This is a genomic window from Paraburkholderia sp. 35.1, from assembly GCF_050436525.1.
Lineage (GTDB): Bacteria > Pseudomonadota > Gammaproteobacteria > Burkholderiales > Burkholderiaceae > Paraburkholderia > Paraburkholderia tuberum.
In genome coordinates, this window is the sequence record NZ_JBNDMJ010000002.1 from 2,234,374 (window position 1) to 2,246,351 (window position 11,978).

The 11,978-nt window shown below is 57.1% G+C and carries 9 protein-coding genes and 1 pseudogene; 2 read left to right on the forward strand and 8 right to left on the reverse strand.

The features are described from left to right. Positions 1-217 precede the first annotated feature (217 nt). The gene (locus tag OKW27_RS16165) at positions 218-985 is read left to right on the forward strand and encodes a class I SAM-dependent DNA methyltransferase (protein WP_429334069.1); all 768 of its coding nucleotides are present in this window, start codon (positions 218-220) and stop codon (positions 983-985) included. 223 nt (positions 986-1,208) lie between these two features. Here the strand turns inward: OKW27_RS16165 and OKW27_RS16170 are convergent, their stop codons facing one another. Continuing rightward, a complete protein-coding gene (locus OKW27_RS16170) occupies positions 1,209-2,369 on the reverse strand; it encodes a DegT/DnrJ/EryC1/StrS family aminotransferase (protein ID WP_429334070.1) in 1,161 nt (386 codons plus the stop codon). Beyond that, the gene (locus OKW27_RS16175) at positions 2,366-2,887 is read right to left on the reverse strand and encodes a hypothetical protein (protein WP_429334071.1); all 522 of its coding nucleotides are present in this window, start codon (positions 2,885-2,887) and stop codon (positions 2,366-2,368) included. Before OKW27_RS16175 ends, OKW27_RS16170 begins: the two co-directional genes overlap by 4 nt. A gap of 396 nt (positions 2,888-3,283) precedes the next feature. Here OKW27_RS16175 and OKW27_RS16180 point away from each other — a divergent pair, with 396 nt between their 5' ends. Then, positions 3,284-4,234, forward strand: coding sequence for a GDP-L-fucose synthase family protein (locus tag OKW27_RS16180; RefSeq protein WP_429334072.1), 951 nt, complete (start codon positions 3,284-3,286; stop codon positions 4,232-4,234). Between the two features lie 170 nt (positions 4,235-4,404). Here the strand turns inward: OKW27_RS16180 and OKW27_RS16185 are convergent, their stop codons facing one another. The 6 genes and pseudogenes from OKW27_RS16185 to OKW27_RS16210 all read right to left on the reverse strand — a co-directional run. Continuing rightward, entirely contained in the window at positions 4,405-5,463 is a 1,059-nt protein-coding gene (locus OKW27_RS16185) for an IS630 family transposase (protein ID WP_429334073.1), read from the reverse strand. Positions 5,464-5,501: 38 nt separating this feature from the next. Then, positions 5,502-6,668, reverse strand: a complete 1,167-nt coding sequence (locus OKW27_RS16190) for a glycosyltransferase (protein WP_429334074.1) — start codon at positions 6,666-6,668, stop codon at positions 5,502-5,504. After that, on the reverse strand, positions 6,653-8,035 hold the full coding sequence (locus tag OKW27_RS16195; protein ID WP_429334075.1) for a hypothetical protein: 1,383 nt from the start codon (positions 8,033-8,035) through the stop codon (positions 6,653-6,655). Before OKW27_RS16195 ends, OKW27_RS16190 begins: the two co-directional genes overlap by 16 nt. Positions 8,036-8,080: 45 nt before the next feature. After that, positions 8,081-9,199, reverse strand: coding sequence for a GDP-mannose 4,6-dehydratase (gmd, locus tag OKW27_RS16200; RefSeq protein ID WP_090806278.1), 1,119 nt, complete (start codon positions 9,197-9,199; stop codon positions 8,081-8,083). A 57-nt stretch (positions 9,200-9,256) separates the two neighbouring features. After that, on the reverse strand, positions 9,257-11,503 hold the full coding sequence (locus OKW27_RS16205; protein ID WP_429334076.1) for a polysaccharide biosynthesis tyrosine autokinase: 2,247 nt from the start codon (positions 11,501-11,503) through the stop codon (positions 9,257-9,259). A 311-nt stretch (positions 11,504-11,814) separates the two neighbouring features. Next, positions 11,815-11,955, reverse strand: a pseudogene (locus tag OKW27_RS16210) (DUF6429 family protein); the annotation flags it as partial. Between the last annotated feature and the right edge of the window lie 23 nt (positions 11,956-11,978).

The following is an 11,978-nucleotide window of genomic DNA, read 5'->3' on the forward strand; positions in this document are numbered from 1 at the left end:
TAGACCGATCAGACGGCGAATGCTTCAGCAAGGAAACGACCCGTCAACACCTTGCTGAAAACAGTCATGCATGTAGTCTGAAAATCCCCGCTAGTTACCCTTTCTCATGAGCACCCTGAGCTTTGGCTTTGGCTTTGGTTGCCTTCGAATAAACAAGAGTGCGTTCGCGTCACGCGTGACTTCGCCACCGCCATACGACCAGACATGGAGTCGCTTCATGAGCTTCAGCACGAGATATTCGCAATACTATGATCTTTTCTATCATGACAAGAACTACAAGGCGGAAGCGTCGTTTGTCACCGGATTGCTCGGGCGGTACGGAATAGTTGGAGGTCACGTGATGGATCTAGGTTGCGGCACCGGACGCCACGCGGCGGAATTCGCAGCCGCGGGATTTTGTGTTTCTGGCGTTGACATGAGCGCCGATATGCTTGCCCGAGCCGCTGCCAGGTGTACCACTCTGCCAGGCGCAGTAGCGAAGCGACTGACGTTTCAGCAAGGCGACGCGCGGATCGTCCGCACGAATGAACTCTACGACGCAGTCGTCTCGCTCTTTTATGTTGCGAGCTATCAAACGACCAACTCCGATTTCATGGCGATGTGTCACACCGCTGCGACGCACCTGCGGCCATCAGGACTGTTCGTGTTCGATTGCTGGTACGGTCCCGCGGTCCTCGCCGCTCCGCCCGACGTACGCATCAAACGCGCCTCCAGCGAAGAAACCGCGGCGATACGAATCGCCGAGCCCACGATGCGTCCTCATGACAATACTGTCGCGTTCAACTACACCGTCCTGCTAACGGATTTGAAAACGCAGTCGGTCGAGACCGTCCTCGAGACGCATGTGATGCGCTACATGTTCAAGCCCGAGATCGAACTGATGCTGGACCTCAGCGGATTCGAGGTCCTGGACAGTTTGAAGTGCATGGGCGGCGAATTGAGCGCTACCGATCTCGCAGCGACCTTCGTCGCGAGAAAACGGTGATGCTCGGAAACAGCCCGAGCGAGAAAACGTCGGAAAATACAACGAATGGCATGTCATAGCCAGCCTCGTCGATGAGTCGAGGCTGAACCGCCAGGCAGTCCTGCGCTGGCTAAGCGCATCGCGTCAAAGCGGCTCGCCGAAAGCCGCGTGCGACCACCTGCCACCCGGATCAAGTGTTTGTTCCGTTGCGTGACGGGCCATATTTGCTGCGGCGAGCAGTCGGTCAGCACCGCGCTGAACTTGAGTTGCTGTTGCGGAAACTTCGCGAAAAGGCGGTGGCCAGCATGTCGCGCACCACGTCCACCGTGTAGTCCTGCTGTGCTTCGGTGAGCGCGAGACCACTCGGCAGATACAATCCCCTGCGACTCATGCGTTCGGCAATCGGGAAATTCTCTCCCTTGAACATCCCTTGCTTGAGAAAAACCGGCTGTTCGTGCATCGGCCAGAAGAACGGCCGCGCGCTGACACCTGCCTCCGCCAGCATGGACCGGAGCTCGTCGGCATCAAAGGGCAAGCTGTCGTCCAATACCATACCGAAGACCCAATAGATATTCTCGGCATATGGCAATGCCACCGGCGCCATCCCGATTCCCGGCACTCCCCGCAAAAGGCTTTCGTAGCGGCGGCCCAACTCGCGCTTTCGCGCGACGTGCGCATCTAGCTTCTCGAATTGCGCTAGCCCGACAGCCGCCTGGAGATTGCTCATCCGATAATTCCAGCCAAGCTCTTCGTGGACGAATCGCCTCTCAGGCTTGAAACACAGGTTTCGCAAACTTCTCGCGCGCGAAGCCAGCTCGTCGTCGTCGCAGACGATCATGCCCCCTTCCCCCGTCGTGATGTGCTTGTTGGCGTAGAAGCTGAAGCACGATATATCGCCGAAACTGCCGCACTTCGCTTCGTTATAGGCTTGTCCGATTGCCTGCGCAGCATCTTCGATCACAACGAGGCCGTATTTCCTTGCGATATCCAGCAACGGAGCCATGTCCACCGGCAGACCGAAAGTGTGCACGGCCATGATCGCCCGCGTCCGGCTCGTGATAGCGCTTTCGATCTTCGTCACGTCCATGTTCCACGTATCCGGACTTGAGTCGACCAGTCTCAAGCGGGCACCGGTGCGAACAATGGCCGATGCGCACGATATGATCGTGTGCGTGGGGATGATAACTTCGTCGTCGGGACCGAGCCGCAGAGCCACCGCCGCCACGTCCAACGCAGCGCTGCCGTTCGCGACGGCAATCGCGTGTCTGCGGCCGACGTAACCCGCCATCGCACGTTCGAAACGCTCGACGAACGCCCCGTCCGAAGAAATCCACCCGCTTTCAATGCATTCGTTCAGATAGACGCGCTCCTTTCCGTCGAGCAGGGGTTCGTTGACCGGAATCATCGCGCGCCGTCCTTAACTTCAAGCTCGACGCCTGGGCCGTTACTCGCTTCACTGCATCGGCTCAGGTTTGCGGACGCGAAGCGCAATTTTTCCTGCTCCCCCATATAGGGCCCTTGTTTGACTTCGAAGAAAGACGCGTCCTCGAGCATCTCGAAGCCGTGACCGCCCGACGCCAGCAAGATGACATCGCCCGCGTACAGTACACGGCTCGACAGGTAGTCCTTATCGGGCGTATAGAACTTCACCAGGACACGGCCACGCTTGACGAAGAGCACCTCTTGCGTCCATTCGATCTGCCGCACCAACTTGCAGTGAAGATGCGCGTCGATCACTTTTCCGGCGGGATGTTCCATGTACGCGAGTTGCTGAGGAAACTCCTTCGGAGTAAAGAAACTCACACCACTTCTCGAGAACGAATCCCGGATGATCATGGCGAGCGTTTCACCTTCGAACGAGACTACTTCGAAATTCGAGTCATGAACGACCTCTGCGTTGCCCGTTATCGGTAGAGCTTCCATTTTTTTTCCTCGAAGAGAGCCGGTAGTATCCCGACACACCGAACCTTCCGGGAGCAAGGCCGCTTACGACATAAATTGGCCCACGGAGGTCCTTCATGCGTCCCCGAAGCATAGGATCGGTTCGTCGGTCACACGGTCAGATGGCCGAATACGGAATGAAGTTGGCTGACCGGGGTATTACGTTGCAGCGTCACCTCGCGCATCTTTATATCCGCGGCAACGACCGCGCAGAGGTGCACACGGACCGCGCCAATATATTGGCACCGCCCGCCATGACCTTGAATGGTCCATATGCATTGCTAAGCTGATGAAACCGCACGTCGTAGCCGTTTGAATCAAGTGGCGGGGCAACTCACGTTCCGACCGACGTGTCTCTCTCGACTATTGGCCATTCACATGAACAGAAACTCTCGCATCTATGTCGCCGGACATAAGGGAATGGTCGGCTCGGCTCTCCTTCGGCGCCTTGCCAGTTCCGGATATGATCACGTGATCACGGCCTCGCGACAGTCGCTCGACTTGCTGGATCAGCGCGCCGTGATGGATTTTTTCGCTCGGGAGCATATAGACGTCGTCCTCCTTGCCGCAGCCAAAGTCGGCGGAATTCATGCCAATTCGACTCAGCCGGCTTCGTTTCTCTACGAGAACCTCGTCATCGAAACCAATGTGATTCATGCAGCATTCAAGAGTCACACGCAGAAGCTCGTCTTCTTCGGTTCATCGTGCATCTATCCAAAGCTTTGCCCTCAGCCCATAAAAGAGGATTACCTGCTCACGAGCGCTCTCGAACAAACCAACGAAGCCTATGCCATCTCAAAGATCGCGGGTCACAAGCTTTGTGAAGCGTATAACAAGCAATACGGAACGCGCTTCATATCGGTGATGCCCACGAATCTCTATGGCCCCAACGACAACTATGATCTTCAAGGCAGCCATGTGCTGGCCGCGCTCATCCGCAAGGCGCACGAGGCAAAGCTGAACGGAATCGAATCGCTCCCGGTATGGGGCTCCGGATCGCCGAGACGGGAATTCCTTCATGTAGACGATCTGGCGTCCGCGGTTCTCGTCCTGCTGAGCAACGACCTGGTCGAGGGCATGTTCAATGTCGGATATGGAAAGGACATAGCGATTGCCGACCTCGCACGACTGATCTGCGATGTCGTCGGTTTTTCTGGATCGCTGAGATTCGACTCGTCGAAGCCCGATGGGACGCCGCGAAAGTTGCTCGACGTATCGAAGCTCGCCGCTCTGGGTTGGGCGCCCACGATTACGCTCAGAGAGGGCATCGCATCAACCTACGCCGACTTCGAGAATGACGTGCAGCGTACCGGGCTCGCCAGCGCCTGACGAATTCACGCGGCGTGCGCGATCCTGCACCACGGATTGAAGTTCCGCCCCTGGTATCCAGGGTACCCGTCTGCCGACTGCGGTTCCTGTCCCTCGATGCCAGCAAATCATGTCACTTTCAAGGCCACGACAGGTCATTTCGGTTAGAGCGGCTTGATCAACGCATCGGCCTAGTCCGTTGAACCGGATGAATTGCATCGGATTCGCCGCGATGGATCGGAGTATTTCCATTTCAATGGGCGCGCCTGCTTGTTGTATTGACAGATATAACGCATGAGCTTTTTGTTGAGATCCTTGGTGCTGGTGAACACGCCAAGCGCAATGTCGTCGCGCTGGATGCGTGCAAACCAGTTCTCGACCTGATTCAGCCATGACGAATACGTCGGGGCGTAATGTATCGACACTTTCGGATGGTCAACCAGAAATGTTTGAACGGCGTTGGTTTTGTGGCTGCTCACGTTGTCGCAGATCACGTGAATCTCCTTTCCGCACGGCTGTGCCCATACCACCTCCGTGAGGAACGCAACAAACTGGGCACTGGTATGGCGGGGCGCGGTTTTGCCCTGCACCTCACCGGTGGCAACATTCAATGCGGCGAACAGGCTCAGGGTGCCGTTGCGTTTGTATTCAAAGCCATGGCTCTCGGCGCGTCCAGGCGAGAGCGGCAACATCCGGTCCTTGCGATCCAGCGCCTGGATGGCTGTCTTCTCGTCCACGCAGAACACCACCGCATGCAACGGCGGATTGAGGTACAGCCCGATCACGTCGGCTGCCTTCGCCTCAAAGTCGGGATCGTTGGACACCATGTGGGTATCGAGACGATGTGGCCGAATGTCGTGCTTGCGCCAAATACGCTGCACCGTCACGAAGGCCATGCCCAACTGTGCCGCCAGTTTGCGGCTGCTCCAGTGTGTCGAGCCGTCGGCCGGCTTACGTCGCAGTGTGTAGTCGAGCACTCTCGCTTCAAGGACCGCCAGGTCAGGTCGCGGCGCCCGGCCTGGATGTCTGCCGTACAACCCAGCCAAACGCTCACTGGTGAAACGCATTTGCCACGTTGTAATGAAACGCGAATCGCAACGCAATTCCGCCATGATCGCCGCACGCGAGGCTCCTTCGTCGAGCAGCAAGATCAACCGCGCACGCCTCACCTGGCCAACGGCCATCGTGCGGCTGCGCTGCATCGACATCAGCTCTTCGCGCTCGGTTTCACTCAGATTCATTTTGCCCATGCACTATTAGCTCAGTGCAATTTCATTGGTTCAATGGACTAGTCCTTGATTCGACTGCTCAAAGCCCTGGATATCGACCTTTCTAGCGCGTCTCGCGTCAGAAGTTGGGCGGCTGCTTTCATTGCCCGCTCGATGCTCATGCGTTTGCGGCGATACGTCTGCTCTGCGTTTGCCAACGCATCGGCGATGGACCTTGCATCCGCGGAAACAAAGCATATGGCGTCGTGAATCTCCTTCATGCTCATCGGGGGAAGTTCGGTGGAAATGACCAATCTTCCCGACGCGACATATTCGACAACCTTGAAAGGAAAGACCCCGTTACCCATTTTCTCTATCGAAACATGCGGGTTCACCAGCACGTCACAGTCGGAAATCAATTTGAACAAGACTCTTTCGTCCACCCGACCGTGGAAGTGCACCGGGTAATCTTCGGCGGACAGCCTGACGAACTCGCGTGCCAGCGGACCCGTTCCGCAGACGTGAAACATGAGGCGTCCGCCGGACTTCCGGATCAGGTCGAGAACCACGTCAGCACCCTTCTCGACGCTCAGCCCACCAAAATAGCCAACCATCGTTCTAGCATCTGCCGTTCGCGAGAATGGACGACGCTGTCCACAAGCTTCAATGAGATCGTCCGACACCACGCCCGGACACAGCACCACGGGACAACCGCTGCGTTGATGTTCGCGTGTCGATAAGTGATCGTTAACCGCAAGACATAACGATGGAGCGGGTAACACATATCGCCATGCGATGAAGTCGAGCAACGGCTTCGGATGCCAGCGGCGACGAGAAAGCAGCCAATCTTCGAACTGGAGGATCAGGCGCGCACCGAACCGGTGCGTCAGCACGCGAGCGAGCATCGACTCGAATGCGTAAGCGTTATAGATCCATACGGCTTCGGGCTTGCCGACCTTCGCTATCTCATCGCTCAGCGCCAAGACTTCGAAAAGGTTCAGCAGCTTGCCGATGGGCCTTACAGGGTAGCAGCGAAGCGAAATCTCCCGAATGCGTTGCGTGCCGATGACGGAATCCCGACATTTTCTACGTGACCATCCTGCCTCTATGTGGCCCGTATTGATCAAAAGAACATCCTTGGAAAGTTGCGATGCCAGCGCCAGAAAAAACTCCACCTTGCGTGCGGCGCCCAGATTCACATTCGCCCCACGATTAGAGGCGCTGTAAGGCGCTATGAAAACAAGCATTTTTGCTGCTCCGCGTCAGCGACTCCTGCTTCAGTGCCACGCAAGTCAACGCCACGTGATCGACGCGTGGACAAATACGCGCCGAGAGAGCACCCGTAGATGTCCCCAAAGCAGAGCATCAGCGTCGTCACCAGTGGATACTGCTCGAATAGGTTGATGTCCATGCAGGCTGCAATCGTGATCCCAACGAACACCACATAGCGAACCGACTGACGCCTCGAATGACGCGGACGGATGCGCCAGAAAAACGCCGTCGCACCCGTCGCGAAAATTAGCATACCCACAATTCCGATTTGAAACTGCATCGTCACGAAGGCGTTATCGATGAGCAGATTGAACCGGTATTGCTCAGGGTCGACGCCCGCACGCTGGAGGAGCATGACGGCTGTGTTCGTGCCTACGCCGAGGCCCCGCCCCAAAAAGAGTTCTCCCGGAGTTGCCTCTGACAACTGCTCCGCTATCTTCCCGAGGTTGGATAAACGACCGCCTTCGTCGAGTTGATCAGTCAGCACATCACCGCGGCCGACCGCTTCCACCATGTGAGAATAGCCAACGATTGCGAGCAAAATAGCAATCGGTAGCGCAGTCACCACCAGCAGCATCCGATCATTACGGCTCAGCCGTCCCCCAAGCGTTTCCCAAACTACTACGCCGACGATGGACGCGATACTGAGCATAGCGAATCGCGTGCCCGAAGAGACGGCAATCGCGACTGCGAGGGAGAGCAATATAAGCCGATACAACAGCCGGGCGCGGTCCAGAATGAGCACCATGCTTGCAAGCGAAATCGCATACATGCCTGCTAGCGCCGCGTTACTGAACAGGCCCGTGTACCGATCCTGCATAAATAGAACTTGTTGTATTTGTCCGAGTTGTATCCATTGTCGCAGGACAACGTAAAAGTCCAATGCGGCAAGCGCGAGCAATGCGAGGACGAGGGCCGTTTGTCCCTGCTTCTCGGCCGGCAGCAAACTCGCGAACAAAAACAGGCCGAATGACGCATGAATCAGCAGAACCCAGCGCAATCCCGCAGGTAGGAAGAACAATGGCGTCCAACCTGCGATGAACGGCACGAGTCCCACCGATACGATGCAAAGAATCCACGTGAAGAACATCAGAATAAACGTACGCATTCCCCCCCGAAAGCGATTCAAACCGAGCGCAAGAGGCCACCCGACTCCGATCAAGGCGATGCTCGCGTCCTTCACGTACTTGACAGCACCTGCGTCATCCATGGCGGCCGAATTTAGGTTCCAGACGTTGATTGCTCCGGTGCCGAGCGCGCCAAGCGCCTGATCCGCGTATTGAGCCAAGCCTGCCGCGAAGACCGTAAAGACTGCGAGTGAAAATACGAAACGCGGCGACATTCCACACGCTCCTGAGTTACATGCCGACTCGACCAAACTTCGTCCTTACTCGTGATGCTCCAACGCCCTGTAGCCAGCCAGCGTGATCAGCGCATCCCGCTTGGCGATCTGATAGTCGGACAACACCATTTCCCTCACAAGAGCGCCGAACGTCACGGTCGGTGCCCATCCCAGCTTCGCGTGGGCTTTCGACGGATCGCCGAGCAAGGTCTCGACCTCTGTCGGTCGAAAATAGCGAGGATCCACTCGCACGATGACCGTCCCGGGCGCGACCCGGCATTCCCGGCCGCTCACACTTTCGACGATCCCGACTTCATCGACTCCGCTTCCGTCAAACCGAAGCTTGATACCGAGTTCGCACGCCGCCTGCTGAACGAATTCGCGCACGCTGTATTGCACGCCAGATGCAATGACAAAGTCTTCCGGCTCGTCCTGTTGCAACATGAGCCATTGCATCTGGACGTAATCGCGCGCGTGTCCCCAGTCGCGTTTCGCCGACAAATTGCCAAGGTAAAGGCAATTCTGCGAACCGATTGCAATACGTGCGAGGGCGCGCGTAATTTTGCGCGTAACGAACGTCTCGCCCCGAACGGGCGATTCATGATTGAACAGAATGCCGTTGCAAGCGTATATGCCATACGCCTCGCGATAGTTGACCGTGATCCAGTACGCGTACATCTTCGCTACCGCATACGGACTGCGCGGATAAAATGGCGTGTTCTCCCGTTGCGGCACTTCCTGCACGAGTCCGAACAACTCCGATGTCGACGCCTGATAGAACCGGGCGGTCTTCTCGAGGCCCAGAATTCGCACGGCTTCCAGCATGCGCAGCGCACCCAGGCCGTCCGCGTTCGCCGTGTACTCAGGCTCTTCAAACGAAACCGCAACATGGCTTTGCGCGGCGAGGTTATAGATCTCATCCGGTTGCACCCGCTGAATAATTCGCAAGATGCTCGACGAGTCGGTCAGGTCACCATGGTGAAGATGAAAGCGGCGCTGCGATGCATGGTCATCCTCGTATAAATGGTCGATGCGATCCGTGTTGAAGAGCGAGGTGCGCCGCTTGACGCCATGCACTTCATATCCTTTGTCGAGCAGGAATTGAGCAAGATAAGAGCCATCCTGGCCTGTGATACCGGTGACCAGTGCAACCTTGTTCGACATGGTTCCTTCTCCTTGTTTTGATACTTCGCTGTGTGCGTGATACTTCTTGCGATTCGTTCAGGCTGTCCTGACATTGGACTCGCCGCCGCTTTTGCCGTACCCGTCCGACCTGCCGTAGCCTGAACCGTATCGCGCCTTGTCGAGCGGAACGTCGGTAAAGAGAGTTCCTGCCACGTTCACGCCACTACTGCGCAACCGGTTGAGCGCCTCATACAGTTCGTCCACCGGATGCCGACCGTGCCGAACGACCAGCAGCGTTGTACCGGCCTGCCGGCCGATCAGCGTTGCATCGGTGACAGCAAGCACAGGCGGCGTATCGACGACGACAGCGTCATACCGCCGCGATGCAACATCGAGTATCTCGCTCAGTCTCCGGGTCGTAAGCAAGTCCGCGGCGTTTGGCGTCTCGCCCCCGCGCGGGATCAGGTCGACGCCATTCATGACATCGCGCACGACCACGTCGTCAAACGCCGCACCTTTTAGCAACTCGGTCAAGCCGGGGCCGCCAGCCGGGTTGAAGGATCTGTGTATGTCGCCCATGCGCATGTCGGCATCGATCAGGAGCACCTTTTTCCCGCCTGTCGCCAACACGATTGCAAGATTGGCCGCGACAAACGACTTTCCTACCCCAGGACGGGAACTTGTGATCATCACGACATTGTTCCTGACTTCCGATCCGATCGATTGCAACGCTGTTCGCAAGCTTCGCACGCCTTCGACCGCGACATCCCCCGGCCATACCGCAGCAAGCACATGTATGCCCGGAGCCTTGCGGCGTATTGCCTCCTGCAAACGAATTTGCCGTTCGCTGTGCGGCACGACAGCGCAAACGGGTATTCCAAGGGCTGCCTCGATCTCGGCGCTTCGCTCGATTCCACCAGACACCGCCTTGCGAAGGAACGCGGTGACGATTCCCAGTACAAGCCCAAGCACGGCAGACAACGACAATAGTACCTGCCAGTTAGGCTTGCTCGACTTCTCGGGGGGCACCGCGAGATCGACAATGCGCACGTTGCCTACGTTGCCCGCCTTGACGACACGAAGCTGTTGCGCACTGTTCAGGAGATTCGTATAGAGGTCTGTGTCGACCTGAACGTTGCGCATCAGTCGCACTGCGTTTTGCTCCTTATCCGGCAAACTGGCAACACGCTGGCTCAGCGCTTCGCGGTCTTGTTGCAAGCGGGCGATCTTCGAGTCCACCGCCGTAAGTAGCGGGTAACCCTCCTTGTAATGCTGCGAGAGGTCGTCGCGCTGCTGCAAGAGGCCGCGCAAGGCGGTATCGAGATCGACAACCTGTTGCAGCAACAACCGGCTTTCCACACTCAGATCGACGGTTCCATTGCTATTACGAAAAGCGTTGTACTTATCCTCTGCCTGCTGCAATTCGTCCCGCAGCTTCGGCAATTGACCCTCGAGGAAGAGAAGCGAGTGTTCGGCCTCGGACGTACGCCTTGCGAGATCCTGAGCGAGATACTGCTGAGCAACCGCATTGACGATGTCCGCAGTGCGCACCGGGTCGGGTCCCTCCAGGGCAACACCAATCATGCCGGTTTGCGACTTTTTTTCTGAAATGACCAAAGCATCTTTCAGCGCGAGGATCGTGGCCTCTATCGAACTTGACTTCAGTGTAAATTCACCGCCGGGAGAAGCGGATAACTCATTGACGAGAAGATGCACCTTGCCGTCGCCGAAAGGCACCACCAGCTCGTGGCCGACTTCTCCTGTTCCGAGCGTTTTTCCGTCAGGTGCAATCAACTTGAAGTACGGGGCCTGTCTCGCCTTTACGATGAATTCGTGGCCGATTGCAGCATGAGGAACATCGAATTTCGATACTTCGATCGACTCGTCGCTCCAGGCGAACTGCCGCAGTCCAAAAAGGGGTTTCATGCTGGCGGATCCGCTGCGCAGTCGCGCGATCCAACGGCCAATAAGTGGGAAGTACCGAGGTTGCGCCGTAGTTTGGAGATTCAGTTGCTGCACCGCCTCGCCGACCACCAGGCGTGAGCGAATGAGTTCCATCTCGGCGTCTGCACTGGCTTTCACCCTCGAATCGAATATCGAGGCAAGCCGGCCCAACGCTTCGGCTTCGGGAGAGCTGGACGCGGGTGTGCCAATCTGTATGAGCGCATCGGCCCGGTACAAGGTCGGATGCATCAGGCCGTACAACGATCCCAGCGCGAGAACGCCGAGCGCAATCATGCCGATTAGACGCCAGCTCTCGCCGATTGTGCGAAGGTAATCCGAGATGGAGATCTCGTCGCCCTGCAGCGGATCATCGCGCGTGATCTGTTTCCTTGAGGCCATGGTTTCTCGGGTGGAGTGCTTTGCGCCCGGCAGCGGGATAACGCCAGGGGCAACCAGTTACGGGAGCGACGACGCGACGCATTGACCGTGCGTCCATTTCGACAGGTACTCTGCTACGACTTCAATGACTGAAATTCGAGAATGCGGAACATTCGCCGCCGCAGTCTATTTTAGATAAGCCTGCTGCTTGCGCCGTGTCGAGACCGAAATCGCCAAGATGTTGTCGGGCCCGATAGGACGGTCGTTTAGAATGAAACGATTCACTGGCCAGTAGCGTGACCCCTGGTGTCGTGAGTTGGAAATTCGTTTCATTAATCGGTTTTGCTGCCAGCGGTGACGAAGTGCTGCTTGAAGAGGCGTTCAGATTCTCGCAGGCCGTCCTCCGTCAGCACCACGGATTTCGCTTTGTTGACCGGATCGGAAATGAGCCCTCGTTCATGCAGTCGGTTGAGAGTCTGCGGTGGACTTGATCAGC

Coding starts and splice junctions, on each gene's coding strand:
- OKW27_RS16165 (WP_429334069.1), top strand. CDS start 218: ATGAGCTTCAGCACGAGATATTCGCAATACTATGATCTTTTCTATCAT.
- OKW27_RS16170 (WP_429334070.1), bottom strand. CDS start 2,369: ATGATTCCGGTCAACGAACCCCTGCTCGACGGAAAGGAGCGCGTCTAT.
- OKW27_RS16175 (WP_429334071.1), bottom strand. CDS start 2,887: ATGGAAGCTCTACCGATAACGGGCAACGCAGAGGTCGTTCATGACTCG.
- OKW27_RS16180 (WP_429334072.1), top strand. CDS start 3,284: ATGAACAGAAACTCTCGCATCTATGTCGCCGGACATAAGGGAATGGTC.
- OKW27_RS16185 (WP_429334073.1), bottom strand. CDS start 5,463: ATGGGCAAAATGAATCTGAGTGAAACCGAGCGCGAAGAGCTGATGTCG.
- OKW27_RS16190 (WP_429334074.1), bottom strand. CDS start 6,668: ATGCTTGTTTTCATAGCGCCTTACAGCGCCTCTAATCGTGGGGCGAAT.
- OKW27_RS16195 (WP_429334075.1), bottom strand. CDS start 8,035: ATGTCGCCGCGTTTCGTATTTTCACTCGCAGTCTTTACGGTCTTCGCG.
- gmd (WP_090806278.1), bottom strand. CDS start 9,199: ATGTCGAACAAGGTTGCACTGGTCACCGGTATCACAGGCCAGGATGGC.
- OKW27_RS16205 (WP_429334076.1), bottom strand. CDS start 11,503: ATGGCCTCAAGGAAACAGATCACGCGCGATGATCCGCTGCAGGGCGAC.